Source organism: Methanobacterium aggregans, from assembly GCF_017874455.1.
Classification (GTDB): Archaea; Methanobacteriota; Methanobacteria; order Methanobacteriales; family Methanobacteriaceae; genus Methanobacterium_C; species Methanobacterium_C aggregans.
Window position 1 is genome coordinate 160,592 of record NZ_JAGGLN010000003.1, and the last position, 15,251, is coordinate 175,842.

Annotated in this window: 14 protein-coding genes; 6 read left to right on the forward strand and 8 right to left on the reverse strand. The window is 35.5% G+C overall.

Annotated features, from left to right (window positions below; translation table 11 throughout):
* The first annotated feature begins 150 nt into the window (after positions 1–150).
* Positions 151–1,071 (forward strand): aspartate carbamoyltransferase, encoded by a 921-nt coding sequence (gene pyrB / locus J2756_RS05875; protein ID WP_209583563.1) that lies wholly within the window; start codon positions 151–153, stop codon positions 1,069–1,071.
* A 390-nt stretch (positions 1,072–1,461) separates the two neighbouring features.
* Here the strand turns inward: pyrB and J2756_RS05880 are convergent, their stop codons facing one another.
* Positions 1,462–2,607, reverse strand: coding sequence for an orc1/cdc6 family replication initiation protein (locus J2756_RS05880; RefSeq protein WP_209583565.1), 1,146 nt, complete (start codon positions 2,605–2,607; stop codon positions 1,462–1,464).
* A gap of 1,602 nt (positions 2,608–4,209) precedes the next feature.
* Here J2756_RS05880 and J2756_RS05885 point away from each other — a divergent pair.
* The 3 genes from J2756_RS05885 (at position 4,210) to J2756_RS05895 (ending at position 6,782) form a co-directional block, all read left to right on the forward strand.
* Positions 4,210–5,157: a cobalamin biosynthesis protein gene (locus J2756_RS05885; protein WP_209583567.1), complete on the forward strand. Its 948-nt coding sequence runs from the start codon at positions 4,210–4,212 to the stop codon at positions 5,155–5,157.
* A 74-nt stretch (positions 5,158–5,231) separates the two neighbouring features.
* A complete protein-coding gene (locus J2756_RS05890; RefSeq protein ID WP_209583569.1) occupies positions 5,232–6,317 on the forward strand; it encodes a cobalt-precorrin 5A hydrolase in 1,086 nt (361 codons plus the stop codon).
* A gap of 207 nt (positions 6,318–6,524) precedes the next feature.
* A complete protein-coding gene (locus tag J2756_RS05895) occupies positions 6,525–6,782 on the forward strand; it encodes a UPF0147 family protein (protein ID WP_071907886.1) in 258 nt (85 codons plus the stop codon).
* On the opposite strand, the gene J2756_RS05900 is transcribed toward J2756_RS05895, so the two are convergent.
* Together J2756_RS05900 and J2756_RS05905 are read right to left on the reverse strand one after the other, a co-directional pair.
* Complete coding sequence (locus J2756_RS05900; protein ID WP_209583571.1) at positions 6,765–7,373, reverse strand: class II aldolase/adducin family protein; 609 nt, start codon at positions 7,371–7,373, stop codon at positions 6,765–6,767. The genes J2756_RS05895 and J2756_RS05900 overlap by 18 nt on opposite strands.
* Before the next feature lie 168 nt (positions 7,374–7,541).
* Positions 7,542–9,065 (reverse strand): DNA-directed DNA polymerase II small subunit, encoded by a 1,524-nt coding sequence (locus J2756_RS05905; protein ID WP_209583573.1) that lies wholly within the window; start codon positions 9,063–9,065, stop codon positions 7,542–7,544.
* A 118-nt stretch (positions 9,066–9,183) separates the two neighbouring features.
* Between J2756_RS05905 and J2756_RS05910 the strand changes: the two genes are divergently transcribed.
* Both J2756_RS05910 and cobJ read left to right on the forward strand, forming a co-directional pair.
* Positions 9,184–9,699, forward strand: a complete 516-nt coding sequence (locus J2756_RS05910) for a hypothetical protein (protein WP_209583575.1) — start codon at positions 9,184–9,186, stop codon at positions 9,697–9,699.
* A gap of 87 nt (positions 9,700–9,786) precedes the next feature.
* Positions 9,787–10,848 carry a precorrin-3B C(17)-methyltransferase gene (cobJ, locus tag J2756_RS05915; protein ID WP_209583577.1) on the forward strand — a complete coding sequence of 354 codons (1,062 nt, stop codon included), beginning with the start codon at positions 9,787–9,789 and terminating at the stop codon, positions 10,846–10,848.
* A 137-nt stretch (positions 10,849–10,985) separates the two neighbouring features.
* Here cobJ and J2756_RS05920 read toward each other — a convergent pair whose 3' ends face one another.
* The 5 genes from J2756_RS05920 to J2756_RS05940 all read right to left on the reverse strand — a co-directional run bounded on the left by J2756_RS05920 (position 10,986) and on the right by J2756_RS05940 (position 15,226).
* A complete protein-coding gene (locus J2756_RS05920; RefSeq protein WP_209583579.1) occupies positions 10,986–11,294 on the reverse strand; it encodes a HEAT repeat domain-containing protein in 309 nt (102 codons plus the stop codon).
* Between the two features lie 190 nt (positions 11,295–11,484).
* Entirely contained in the window at positions 11,485–12,672 is a 1,188-nt protein-coding gene (locus J2756_RS05925; protein WP_209583581.1) for an aconitase X, read from the reverse strand.
* A gap of 12 nt (positions 12,673–12,684) precedes the next feature.
* On the reverse strand, positions 12,685–14,037 hold the full coding sequence (locus J2756_RS05930; RefSeq protein WP_209583582.1) for a single-stranded-DNA-specific exonuclease RecJ: 1,353 nt from the start codon (positions 14,035–14,037) through the stop codon (positions 12,685–12,687).
* Complete coding sequence (locus J2756_RS05935) at positions 14,003–14,404, reverse strand: 30S ribosomal protein S15 (protein WP_209583584.1); 402 nt, start codon at positions 14,402–14,404, stop codon at positions 14,003–14,005. The genes J2756_RS05930 and J2756_RS05935 overlap by 35 nt, the downstream gene beginning before the upstream one ends.
* Positions 14,405–14,668: 264 nt before the next feature.
* Positions 14,669–15,226 carry an XTP/dITP diphosphatase gene (locus J2756_RS05940; protein WP_209583586.1) on the reverse strand — a complete coding sequence of 186 codons (558 nt, stop codon included), beginning with the start codon at positions 15,224–15,226 and terminating at the stop codon, positions 14,669–14,671.
* Between the last annotated feature and the right edge of the window lie 25 nt (positions 15,227–15,251).

Below are 15,251 nucleotides of genomic sequence, written 5' to 3' on the forward strand. Positions count from 1 at the left end.
TTCGTTAAGAACTTTATTCCCTGCTTTTTTTAGTTGCTTGAAAATCAATTTAAATAGAAATTGATCCAAAGATTGAAAGTGAATTTGAAAAAGGTGAATGAAAAATTAAAAGGGATAATGAATGGAAATAGGATGATAAATGGTGTTTATATGGGCTTCGATCAGGAAAATATCATTTCAATAAGAGATTTCAGTATAGAAGATGTTGAGTACATCCTTAAGTTAGCAGAAAAAATGGAACCCATTGCAAGGTCAAAGAAACCTTCCAATGTTCTTGCAGGGAAAATACTTGGAATGCTATTTTATGAACCATCAACAAGAACCAGGCTTTCATTTGAAACTTCCATGAAAAGATTAGGTGGAAGTACCGTGGGATTTGCAGAGGCGGGTGTGAGTTCAGCTACTAAAGGAGAAAATCTGAATGATACTGTTAAAATAGTCTCAGAGTATGTTGATGCAATTGTTATAAGACATAACATGGAAGGTACAGCCAGGTACGTTTCAGATCTTGTGGATGTACCAGTTATAAATGCTGGAGACGGTGCAGGACAGCATCCAAGCCAAACTCTTTTGGATCTTTACACCATGAAGAGGGTGCTTGGAAAAATAGAAGATCTGAATGTTTCACTCATAGGAGACCTTAAATATGGTAGAACGGTCCATTCGCTTGTTTATGCACTTGCAATGTTTGGAGTGAATATGAACTTTGTTTCCCCTCCAGAACTTAGAATGCCAAAGGGAATACTTCATGATTTGAGCAAAACAGGAGTTTCAATTAAGGAAACGGATGATATTAAAGATGTTCTTAATAAATCAGATGTTCTTTATGTTACAAGGATACAGAAAGAAAGATTCCCAGACCCTGAAGAGTACTCCCGAATTAAAGGAGCTTATATGATAGATTTAAATCTTCTTGAAGGAACAGAAACCATAGTCATGCATCCACTCCCAAGGATCGATGAAATATCTCATGATGTTGATGATAGTGTATATGGAAAGTACTTCCAACAGGCATTTTATGGAGTACCTGTGCGTATGGCCATCCTTGAAACAATGATAAAGGGTTTTTAAGTTAATACTTATAGGATCCTTTAGGAAACTTTTGATTTAATTGAAAGAAATTTGATCCTTAAAAGTGTCAAAGTTAGGAAGTATAAATCAGTTCAATTGAATAATTTTTGAAGAATAAAATATTTTGAATTTTTTATTTTTTTATTTTTAGTCTTTTTTTAGAGTTCAATAGATTCTGATTTCAATAGCTTCTACTTAAAAAATGAGGTTTCATTGAAATTTTAAATTTAAATCCTTAATTTTTTTTTGGTTGATTAAATTTTTTAGAATATTTTTAGAATAATTTAAAATAATTTTTTAAAAAAGACTTGTTAAAAAAGGATTCATTGAATTATAAAAGAAAATGAAGAAGGATGAAGCTTATGTGATCCTTCCTTTTGAATTTTGATCTTAGCTCCATATTGCATCTTCAAGGAGGGACATTTCACATTGAAGATCTATGATGTTGGTTCTTCCCTTTCCACGACCCCTTGAGATTGTTTTAGTTGATATGAGGCCAAGCATTTCCAATTCATTTATAAAATCAAATATACGTCTGTAAGAAACTGAATCACCCTTAGATATTTCCTTGTAAACATCATAGAGTCTTCCGGATGTTATTTCTTCTTTTCTTTTGGTTAGGTAAATTATGGATTCTAAAACCTTTTGTTGTTGACTTGGGAGGGTCATTACAATATCAGTAACTTTGTTATGTTCAATATGGTCTTTTGCTTCCCTTACATAGCTTTCAAGAACAGTTTCAGAGCCTTTTTCATCTGCAAGTTCTCCTGAAGTTCTGAGAAGATCCAGTGCGTACCTTGCATCACCCTCCTCCTTAGCTGCAAGAGCTGCACAGAGAGGTATAACATCTTCATGAAGAACATTTTCTTTAAAGGAAAGCTGTGATCTTTCATTTAATATATCCACAAGCTGCTGTGCATTGTAAGGTGGGAAAACAATTTCACGGTCCCTCAGGCTGCTCCTAACCCTTGGTTTTATGAACTGTTTAAAATCAACGAAGTTACTTATTGATGCAATTGAAACATTTTCAGTCCTTGTTAAAGTGTAAAGAAGACCATCACCATCATTTTTAAGGAGGATATCAATTTCATCGAGGATTATGATTAATATAAGATCCTTGCCAAAAACGTTCTTTTTAAAAAGATTTCTGAATGCATTAATAACTTCGGCTTTAGTCCAGCCTCTGTATGGAACATCATGTCCCATCTGTTGACATAGTCTGGCAATAACTTGATATTCAGTTGTGTAATCTGTGCATCGAATGTATTCAACCCTCACGTTAACATTTTTGTTTTTTGAAATTTCTTCAAGTTGCTTTCGAGCGAATTTTGCAACTGCAGTTTTTCCAGTTCCAGTTTTACCGTAGATGGTAACATCTGGAGGAGTTACATTTCCTAAAGCTTCCACCCAGTATTTCGCAACTGATTTTATTTGTTCTTCCCTGTGGGGTAATTTATCAGGCAAAAATCTATGATCAAGAAATTTTTTGCATTTAAAAATCGTTTTCTTTTCACCTAATTCTTCAAAAATATTCATGAATATCACACAGTCCTGTTTATAAAAAAATTTAATTGGAGATTGATAAAGTTTTAGCCGTCACAAACAATGAAACGTTCAGGTTTACTTGTTTTATAATTGAAAACTCTTATTAAAAGCATGAATATGCTTTTAATTGAAGGATCAGAAAAAATATGATAAAATTTGAATGAAATGGGGTGATGTATTTCAAGTGTAAATTCATTCAAGGATCATGTTATTCATCCTACAGAGAGGTGCATTTCAACTGTAAATCATGTTGTAACCATAATTTTTCAGTGGCTGAGAGGTGCATTTCAAGTGTAAAGATCATTGAAATGTATCGTATTAGTTTGTGAGAGATGTATTTCAAGTGTAAAATATTATTGAGTTACAATGATTTTTATAGTTTTCGTATTATTATTGGTTGAAATATAAATAAAAAATGGATTATATGGATGAAATTCAATTTAAATAAAAAAATAACTAGCTAATGAGCAGGAAAAAATATCATAGTACCTAAAAAAATGTCCCATTGAATTGAAAATCCTGATTTAACTGTAATATATTATAAATGATTTTATTCAACCAAAAATTTATTTTTAGATTTTTTTTTATATTATATTTTTATTTTATAATTATTATACTGAAACTTTATACTGTATCTAACTATATATAAACTTAACTATTAAATATAGAAGATAACTTAATAAATCAAATTCAAAATTCATTAAAAAGTTTCTAAAAAATCAAAAGAAAAAAAGATAAAAAACCATAATACTCTTTTTATTTTAAAAAATAAAGTTTTTAAGACTATTTTAAACTAGTCATTTAAATTACACATCCATCTTTTTTTAAAATAAAAAAAAGTTACACTTGAAATTGACCTCTTTTTTATTAAATTATCCATATTTTTTATTTTAAAATTAAAGTTACACTTGAAATGTACCTCACTTACATTGAAAAAAATGATTTTTCACTTTAACTTTTTTTTTACACTTGAAATTGACCTCTCAATCCCCTTTTATTTTCAGTGTTATTGATTTTAAAATTTTTACACTTGAAATACATCTCTCATTCACTGAAAATATCAAAAAAAATATCTTGTTACACTTGAAACCATACTCTTTTTGATCCTGAGATATGGCTTAAGATTTATTGTTACACTTGAAACCATACTCTTTTTGATCCTGAGATATGGCTTAAGATTTATTGTTACACTTGAAATCAATCTCTAAATGATTTTAAGTATAAAAATGAATTTATTTAAATTTATAATTTCAATATAAATCCAATTTAAGAATTATTTCCAAAGTAGATCTTTTTTTAGTTTCTGAATTTTTTATCCAAAATAAACTTAATCTAAACTTTTTTTTTATTTTTTAAAAATTTTTTAAAGCCAGTTCCATAGGTTACCAAAAAATGAACCTTAACCTGTAAACTTAAATCATAACTCCTATTTGAACACAATTTTATTTGAAATCCACAACACAATCTATCAATACTTTTTTTAAGGTGCCAACTATATATTGACCATTAAATCAATTCAAAATCAACACTCCCATAGTCTCCTATTCTAAAAACAAAGTTTAATGATCATACAAATATTAAAAAGGTTTTTTTATGGATCCAACATCATTAATTCTAATCATTTTGATTGCACTTGTGATAGATGTACTATTTGGGGAATTACCCTCTAAAATTCATCCCGTTGTTTTAATGGGTAAATTCATAGATTATTTTAAAAATTTTAAGGAAACGTACCCTGTATTTGATAACAAATTTTTTGGTTCACTTTTCACAATTTCTTTGATCATACTATTTTCAGGGATATTTATCCTTATTTTATACCTTTCAAGCTTCAATTACTCCTTATTAATAATTATTTCATCAATTCTTATTTCAACAACCTTTTCAATAAAACTTCTTCTGAGCTCGGCTGCAAGTGTAAAATCTGATCTAAATCAAGATCTAAACAAGGCCCGAAAATCTATTTCATACCTTGTGAGTAGGGATACTTCTCAACTTTCAGAGGAAAACATTGTTTCAGCTGTTATTGAAACCTTAACAGAAAATATAACTGATTCAATTGTTTCACCTCTATTTTACACCTTCCTTTTCGGAGTTCTGGGCGGAATTGCCTACAGGGTTGTGAACACACTTGACGCTATGATTGGCTATAAAAATCCTGAAAACATCTATATAGGATGGTTTCCTGCAAAATTTGATGATTTATTGAATTATTTACCTGCAAGAATTACAGGAATTCTTGTTACACTTGCAGCCTTACTCTTAAGGTTTGATTGGAAAAACTCGTACAGGATCATGAGGAGGGATGCGAGAAAAACTCCCAGCCCTAACTCAGGATACTCCATGGCAGCAGCTGCAGGGGCTTTAGGAATAAAACTTAAAAAAATAGGTTCATATGAACTTGGAGATGATTTAAACCCATTGATTCCTGAAAAAATAGACGAAGCAATTGTGCTGACGAAGTTAACCACACTTCTCTTCATAATATTTGCTTCAATTATATTTGGAAGCTTCACACTTTTAATCAAACTCATTATCTGAAGTTTTAAAATTTTTAAGTAAGTTAAATATTCTCCTACAATTAAATTAATCTATAAAATAATAAAGGTGTTCCAATGAAAGTAGCAATACTCACAGTCACCCCAAAAGCTTATGAACTTGCAGAAATCATTTCTCATGAGCTTGAGCTTGATCCAACTATAATTAAGGTGGACATTTTCCATAAAAATGTTAAAAAAACTTTGAAAAATATTTTTAATACCTATGACTGTCTTATTGGTATAATGGCCACTGGAATAATGGTTCGAAGTATTTGCGGCCTTATAAAAAACAAGATGGAAGACCCTGCAGTTCTTGTCATTGATGAAAATGGAAAACATATTATAAGTCTGCTTTCTGGCCATTTTGGGGGTGGGAATGATTTCACAACTAAATTAGCTGATTTAATCCATGCAGATCCTGTTGTAACAACTGCAACAGATGTTAACAATAAATTAGGTATAGATAGTCTTGCAAACCGTTATCATCTTTATGTGGATGATCCTTCAAAGATAAAACCTATAAACGCGGCTCTTATTAAAGGAGAGTCTGTGGAAATATTCTTAAACAAAGAATTTGACTTTTTATCCCATGAAACTGAAGTTGAAAATTCTTACATAGTTCATTCCACTGATTCAGGGGAACATTCAAAAATTTTGGATGAATTTAGATTAAATGAGTCTGAAATGGATTCAAAAGATCCAAATAACAAACATTCTATTGAATATGATTCAAGAACGATAATTGTTTCATATTATGGAAAAAAACTTTTTTTAACCCCCAAAAAACTTGTTGCAGGTGTAGGGGCTAGAAAGGGCGTTTCAAAGGATACTGTTATAAATGCACTTGAATCCACAATGAAAATCTTAGGATTGCCATTAAAAAGATTGGATCTCCTTTCAACTGGAGATATGAAACGTTATGAACATGGAATATTGGATGCTTCCACTGAGCTGGGAGTTCCCATTGAAATAATTCCAAAGGTAAGTTTAGAAAATTTTGAACATCCAGATTGTGGAAGATCTGATTTTGTAATGGAAAAATTTGGGGTTCCAGGGGTTTCAGAACCTTGTGCGATCATTGCAGCTGGAAACTCATCTAATTTAATATTTAAAAAAACAGCTTTCAATGGAGTTACAGTTGCAATATCACTCTCCAATTGATATAATTATTTTCAATATAACTTTTTTTCAACTAATATTGAATGAACTTCGTGTTTCATTACCCTGCACCTATTAATACATTTCACATATAAACTCTTAAGAACAAAACTTTTTAAATCATAAAATATAAAGAGTTTTGGATATAGCCATTTATAAAAATAAATTAAAAATTAATTACACATTCAATTTTTACCTGGAGGTTAAACTATGAGTAAAGAAGCATTTGATCGTTGTAACCAAATTTTACAGCACATAATGGAAGATACAAGCGTTCCAAGGAATATTAGACGAGCTGCAGAAGAATCAAGGGATTTATTAGCTAAGGATGATGATGAACCAACCATACGTGCAAGTACAGTTATTTCCATACTTGATGAAATAAGCAACGACCCAAACATTCCTATACACGCAAGAACACTTATATGGAACGTGTTAAGCGAGCTTGAGTCAATTCGCACTGATTAAACTTGTTACAAACTGTATTTTGGCGCTCTCTTCTACAAATTCCGTGAGAAGAGCAGCCTCATCTAAATTTTCACCACAGGCAACAATGCCATGGTTTTTTAAACTTACAATATCTTCTTTTTCCATTCCCTTTGCAACATTTTCTGCAAGATCCATTGTTCCAGGAGCTGCATAGTCTACCAGTGGGATGACAGTATTTTCAATGGGTCCAAAACCCTCAAGTCTTTTTATTTCTACACCTGCAAATGCAAATCCTGTTGCAATTGGTGAATGGGTGTGAACAACACTTTTCACATCATTCCGGTTTTTGTAAACCTTGAGGTGCATGAAAACCTCTGAAGAAGGCTTTTTATCCCTTTTATTATTTTGATTCATAACCTCATCTATTTTATTTCCATCCATATCCACAATTACAATTTCTTCAGGAGTTACTGATTTAAGTGAAACTCCACTTGGTGTGATTGCAACCTTTTTAACCCCATTTTCAGAGAATTTACAGCTTATATTACCTGATTTACCCGGAACAAGTCCCTTTTCATATAAATAATTTGAAACTGCAGCTATGCTTTCTGAAATTTCTTTTTTATTCATCTTAACTCCCCTCTTAATTCAATATCAGTAATTGTAACATCCATTTCTTCTTTTCATCATATTTCACTTTATCATCGATTCACAGATTTCATATTCAACCCTAACCTATGAATTTTAAAAATAAATGAATTTTTAAAAATAATAAAACAGAATTCAACCCAATTCAAATTAGTTGAACTTAAATATCTTCATACTGCCTCTGTTGAGCACAGGAACTTCAGCACATGTTGGTACAATGTTGTAAATCTTCTGGAACTCAGTCTGTGACTGGAATGTCCCTGAATTTATTATATGGATCCCTTTGTACCGTTTGTAGGCGTTTATGTGAACATGGCCCGTGTGGAATATGTCTGGAATTTCCTCTATCACCAAATGGTCTTCAAATTCAGATGCAAGGGGGGTTCTTTCACCATATATCGGTGCAAGGTGCCTTTTTTCAAGGAGTTCCTTCATCACAACATCGGTGTGCTGATGTGACATTCCATTTACAGTCATGACCATGTCGTCAAAGCTTCTTCCATGGTATATCAAAGTATTTATACCTTCAAGGCTCACAACAGATGGGTTACTTACAAATTCTGCATTTTTGAGCTTGTAAAGGTCTCCTGCATAGCTTTCAGGTATTGCTGGCTGGGGCTCTGCAAGACGGCATGCATCGTGGTTTCCAGGTGCAATTACTATTTTAACATCATTTATATCCCCTAAAAGCCTTGCAGCTTCTTCGTACTGACCGTAGATATCCTTTATTGTGAGTTCCTTCTCCTGGTTGGGGTAAACACCAATTCCATCAACAAGATCCCCTGCTATAACAAGGTACCTAACATCGTTGGCAACTTCCCGCTTCTCTTCATCACCAAAATCCCCATTCATCCATTTCACAAACCTTTTGAAGGCATCTTCAAGGAAGGTTGAACTTCCTATATGCACATCAGAAATAAACACGGTTGAAAAGTCCATCTCTTTATCTTCTATCCTGGGAACTCCTGGTTGTATAACTTCTGATGCTATTACAAGATTTCCCTTTTTGATTCCAGTAATTCCAATGACTTCGTCCCTAACTATTTTGTCTGTGGCTTCGAAGAGCTTCTGGTTGTCGTTGTGTATGAGAACATTGGTGTAACCTGTTTCATCCTCTAATTCCATTATCTTATGATTGTTCTTGGTGGTCCTGATGTCGTTCACCATCCCAATGATCTTAACGTTATCGTTCATGTTCACAAGATCTTTGATGGGGTAACTTTCCTTCAACTCCACCTTCTTGTTCAGAATCCCCTTGATCTTCTGAAACCTGCTGTTGAAGTAGGCTGAAAAGTCCTTTATTTCACCACTCGTGTAGGACTTTTTACTTGCATCCTTTATAACATGAAAATCAAAGGGAACACTGGGCAGGAGCTTGCTCTGAGGGGTTTTGATCGCGGTACTGGAATCCTGATTTTCAGAAACTATGATATCATTGACTATGCTGTTGATATCTGCGTCAGTTCCGTAGCTACTTACATGGCCCTTATTCTTCAGATACTTGTCAACGATGTCTTCAGTTAGAATAAAAACATCCCTCTGATTTCTTAAAAGATCATCCAATAGAGAATCTGCAAATTCAAATGAATTTTTTTGAATACTTATTTTGTGGTAAGCCGTATCATTTATGAGAATGTCGGCGTTTGCGAATTTTAGAATAATATCATCAGTCATGAAAACCCCATGTAAATTCTTAGTTAGAACTTTAATATAAGAATTTTAGTAAATATATTTATAATCTTAATTATAATAGTTAATCCAAATTTACTATATTAATTAAAAGGTGATATTTTTGTCCAGAATTTTAAAGGTGATCCTATTCATAATATTCTTCGGTTTATTCTTTGAGGCGGGGCTTATTAGCTCATACACAATAGTCACATCCCAGCCCCCTGATGTGGGTAAACTCGTGAACATGCAGCTGGAAGAAATATCTTCCTTTTTCAACTTAGGTTCCAACTCCAACGTCCTCAGCAACCAGGCAACCATTACCATACTCAATCCATACGATGTTGCAGCCACTTTAAACAGTACAGGTGCTGTTAACAGTATAGATGTTAAGAGTTTGGTGGCCATGACATCTGATGACACGAACAATGATGTTATATCCGTTAACATAACAGCCACAGGATACAAAGACACCACGAGCGGTGGAAATACCAGTGCTATAGTCATATCTCCAAGTTCAACCTACAGTATAACAGCAACTGCAATGGGAAAACCAAGCAAGAAAGGCATTACCATAGATCTTAGCACAATTAAAATAACATCTGTAAGGAAACTATACGGTAACACAACCAGCCCATGAACCATCTTTCTTCCAGAACCTCAACCAAACCCCTCCATTTTTCAAATTTTTATTTTTAGAATATTAATTTAAACAGGTGAAAATGACATGATCAGCGTTATAGGAATTGGATCATCCCCAGAAAACATGAGCATCCGTGCCAGAAAAGCTATAAAAGATTCAGAAGTCATAATAACTTATAAAAATTATATAAAGAATATAGAAGACCTTATTGATGGAAAGGAAGTTATTTTAAAGGGTATGGGTGATGAGATAAAACGTGCAGAACTGGCCATCCAGAAATCAAAGGAAGGTAAAAAAGTGGCCCTTATAAGTTCAGGAGACCCTGGAGTTTTTGGAATGGGGAACGTTCTGTTTCAAGTTATTGGGAAGTACAGTGGAGTTGATGTTGAGGTTATCCCCGGTGTTACAGCAGCCACATATGCAGCATCCCTACTTGGAGCTCCACTCCATGACTTTGCAGTTGTTAGTTTGAGTGATATTTTAACACCACTTTCTGAAATAAAAAGGAAGGTCCGTGCTGCAGCAGAAGGAGACTTCATAATAACCATTTACAATCCACTGAGCAAAACAAGAACCCAACCATTTGAAGAAGCCTACAAAATCCTTCTTGAAACGAAAGATCCTGAAACACCCGTCGGTGTAATTAGGAGCACGGATAATGGTGCTGTAGTTACTGTAACAAACCTGGAAGATATTAAAAATCATGAAATAAACATGTCCACAACCCTTGTAATTGGAAATTCAATGACCTACGTTCAGGAGGGTTACATGATCACTCCGAGGGGATACAGGGTTTCATATCCACAGCACGAACTTGCAGAGGAATTTTACACCAGATACCTTGGAGGTGAAGGACAATCTGGCCCAAATAAAAGCTGTGAATATTATCCCTGCCACAGCCACCCTCAAAACTGCACATTCTGTTACTGTCCATTTTATCCTTGTGGAGACGGATCCACCGGTGGTAAATGGATAAAAGACAAGGGTGTGTGGAGCTGCCAGGAATGTGAATGGATACATCAGGACAAAACAGTGGAGTGCATACAGGCCACGCTACCAGAACTGCTCACTGAAGTTGATGACCTTAAGAATAAAAAGAAAGAGCTACTGAAATTAAGGAGAGAATGCATCTACCAGACAAGATAATTGTAGCCACCTGCAACTAAAATAGTAGATTATTTTTTTACTTTCCTAATTTTTCTATAAGAAATATATTTTTCATTCTATTTTACATGAATTTTTAAGTAAAGGATCAATAAAAGAGATCCATAAAAAAGAGTAATTTATTTAGGAATTCTACCTTTATCAACAATTTTATCAATTGCAACTGCAACTTCCTTCCTTAAATCCACATCATCATCCTTCAAACGACCTATTAAGGGTTCTAAAGCTTTTTTATTCCCAATTCTACCCAAAGCTCTTGCAGACTCCCTTTGAATCTCCATATCATCATTTTTAAGGGCATTTATAAGGGGTTCAACAGCCTGATCTCCAATTTTAACCAGAATATCTTCGATGTAATTCCGAACATCCCAATCAGTGTCGTTAAGGCCGTTAATAAGATTTTTAATATCTTTGTCTTCAAATTCCATTTGATACCACTTAAATTTATAATATGAATTTCATTGTTAATCAATTTTTTAATTAAGCAAACATATTGTTGATCGTAAATGGCATTTCCTACACTGGAATTACAGTATTAGTACAAAATAAAAATTAAAGCCAAAAAAAATAAAATTTTTCCTGAAAAATATTGATGAAGTTTGTCACCCAAAGAAAGTTTCATTCCTCTATCAAATCTTCAAGATCTCCGAAAACAACGTCCAATCCACACATTGTAGGTACGTAGTTTGCAGCCTTTGCTGAGTTGACCCCAACAACCTTGAACCCGAGCTCTTCAATTGGGGCCACAACCATACAAGTGTCGCAGACCATTTTACCCCCGGACTTCTCAATTATATCTGTGTAACCCATTCTGTCGGCTGCAGCCTTCATTGAAATTGATGTGCAGACCCAAAGCTGATTTTTAAGTGTTTTACCATCAACCACTTGAGCTATTTGACGAATTTCCTCGAGAGAGGCATGTGGACATCCAAGACAGATGAGATCAGGTTTTTTGTTGCTCGTTGAAAGTTTTTCATGGGTTTCGGCTATGTCTAAAGCACCTATGGATAGTTTTTCCAGATCAGAGGTTTCAACTCCCAGAAGGGCGTTGTTGTGTTCTGGTGTAACTCCCTCAACGTGGTAGAGTGCCACAGCACCTGATGATGCCAGTGCAGCACCCATGAGTTTGAGCTCATCTAAAAGGGGTTTATCCTGGAGTTTGAAGTAGGGAACTCCATCTCCAACAGCCTTACCTACTATGTAACCTAAAGCACCGTAATCTGAGCCATTCACTTCTGCATCAACTTCAACCAGAAGGTTTGCTCTTCTCTCAGTATCAAGGTGGTAACCGTACTCTGCAGTTTTACCACATATGGCTGCTGAAAGTGCTCCAGGACCCCCTTCACGATTGGTTCTTGCACCAAGCACTGAGTTTGCATAGCAGACAGCTGAAGATTCTGACCATGCAATATGGGAACCTAACATGGGTACGTTACCAACATTGTAGGGCGTGCATGTGCAAGTTGTGCTTATTCCCATCTTCTGGTAAGCATCAACGATCTGGAGCTGTTTTGATGTGAATTCCTCTGAAAATCCAAGTTCCCTCCATATCTCAAGGTCAACACCTGCCGGGTTCAGTGTTGATGGCACACGGACCTTCGCAGTTTCAGCAAGTTCTGATACAAATTCAAGACCTGCATCTCCAATTGTTTTATATGAAACGCCTGATATCTGGGCTGAACTTATATCTACGAGCCTTTCAGCTCCATAAATGTCTCCAAGTGCAACGAGTATCTCCATACATTTGGCTACTGCGGGTCCCTCTTCACCATTGTACATTCCTTCTTCTTCTCTTGTTAAATCCATAAGAATCCCTGTTTAAGCTCCAATCTGTTCTCCCACCATTTCATCCACTATGTTCAGGAAGTTTTCCATATCCTTGTAGGGTACAACCGCACCTGCAGCAACGTTATGACCGCCTCCGTTTCCATTGAAACTTTTTGAAGCAGCTTCAAGTGCCAATCCAAGGTTCACTCCCCTTTCAACCATTTCCATTGATGTTCTTCCAGAGATCTTAACTATGTTATCCATCCTTGATATGGCCAGAACAGGTTTTTCTGGATCTAAAACTTCAATTTCAATTCCTATACTTGAAAGTGTGCCCAGAACCTTTTTTCTTTTTTTATCATCTGTGTAGATGTACTGAATGTTTTCCATGCCAATGGAACCTTCCCTTTTTATCCATCCAATACCATTCATAAGGTTTTCTCTGTAGGTTTTAAGAAGGGTTTTTGCTTCTTTAACTGAACTTTCACGGTCACCTATACAGATGCTCAGGCCAACACCGTGTTTTTTGTTCTTACCACATGCATCCAGAATCTTTGAGTAATCCTCAATGTTTCGAAGTTCAGGAATTTCATTTGGAATGGAGTAAACCTCTCCAAATATTTTGGGGTTGATCTTAACAAGTTCTTCCTTCAGGAGGTCTTTTTCTTCGTTTCCAAGTTCATGAAACTTTATTCCGTAGGAAATTCCAACCCTTTCAAGGAAGGTCATTGAGCCTTCTTCATCACCTGAAATTCCCCTGAGTGCAGGGTTGAACGTGTATGAGAGTGCCTTGTAAATGGGTTCTTGGGCTTTGTAAGCTACTTTGAGGTCTTCTCTAACTTCAATGGATCCAGAATCAACCCCATCATCCAGTATGGTTTTGTTGATACTTTTAATACCATCTGAACACTGCATGTCTCCAAAGGCACCCACAAGTGCGAGACTTGATAAGTCTTTGTACTCCATGGGCCTTACTGTTAAATATGAAACTCCCGAAGCACTGACGTCCCGTGTACCGTCCAATCCATGGAGGTGGGGGTTCACGTGTACAATGTTTTCAGGTGACTCATCTACAGTTGTCTGGTGGTGGTCTGCGATTATAACATCGCTTTTCCTTCCCATTTTGCTGAGGCTGGCGCTGCCCATGTCACAGAAAAAGAATAGTTTGTATTTTTCCCTAAGGATCTTTGCCAGAACATCGTCTTTAAGTCTTGGAACGATTGTAACATGGAATTTACCTCCCTGCCGGGAGATTGCATTGCAAACAACCCCTGCAGCGGAGATTCCATCGGCATCGTTGTGGGATATGATCCGCACAACGTTGTCCTTTTTAATATGCTTGCTGAGTAATTCGCAAGCTTCTTCAGCCTTATTTAACAAGGAGTGCTGCTGTTTTTGGATCATATCTCCATCCTTCCGGAAGCACGCCTTCCTTTGTGTAGTACTTGACGAGTCTTCTTATTTTGGATTCGATGATCCTGAGACCCCTCTTGGTGTGAAGGTCCTTTTTGTTTTCCTCGAGGTGTTCCCTCACGTTAACAGCTTTCCTTATGAGGTTCATGAGATCCTCAGGGTATTCCTGTTTCTGCCCGTGGTTTTCAAGGATCTTGGTTATTTTCATCCCTGTCACGAGTTTAACATCCGGAATTCCGTACTGGTCACGTAGTATAACTCCTATCTTACTTGTGGAGTTACCTTCTTTTGTGAGCTTTAAAATAAGCTCTTCTATCTCTTCTGTTGAATATTCTATCCATTCTGGCTTTGATGCCATTACAATCACCTCTAATACTCCTTAAACTATTTAATATTATGAATTGAATTATAATTTTTATAAATTATTTATTAATTCTGAGATATCCATCCCTATATAAATCTAAATATCCGTTCTAACACTAATTTAAGCACCCACTGTTGATACGAACTGGATACAAGATACTCAATTAATTCACAGTATTTTGATCCTTCAGAACTTTGAAAAACTTTCCAGCAGATAATTCTGATATGGATGTCCTTGTTCCTTTGATTCAGAACGGTTTTAATCCTGAAGTTCTCTGTACCAGAGTGCAAACTTTTCAAGCGAGATTCTACGGTGAGAAAATTCGTTTTTCTCTTCTGTTGTCAGTTCTCCAAAGCTTTTATCATATCCTTCCGGTATGAACAGTGGATCGTAAGCAAAACCATGCTTTCCTTTTTCTTGATGTCCGATTCGTCCTTTGACAGTGCCTAAAAAAGTCTCGGGTTCGCCTTTGGGTGTGCAGTACCCAATAACCGACCTGAATTCGGCGTATCTGTCTTCAACATCGCTCATAAGTTTTAATATGCCTTCATTCCCAAGTGTATCCTGAACGTAGGAGGAGTATGCTCCTGGGAACCATTCAAGGGCTTTAATGAAAATTCCTGCGTCTTCAACAATTACTGGTTGCTCTAGACGTTCCGCTGCATGCTTTGCACCGTACCTGGCCACATCAATCAGGTCTCCCTGGATTTCTGGGTAGCCGAGGTCAGCATGTTCCAGCTGGATGCCAAACTTAAGGAAGATTCCTTTGGCTTCTTTTACTTTGTGTTTGTTACCAGTTATAAATGTTACCTTCATTATCCCACCACCCTGTTAAGATCGT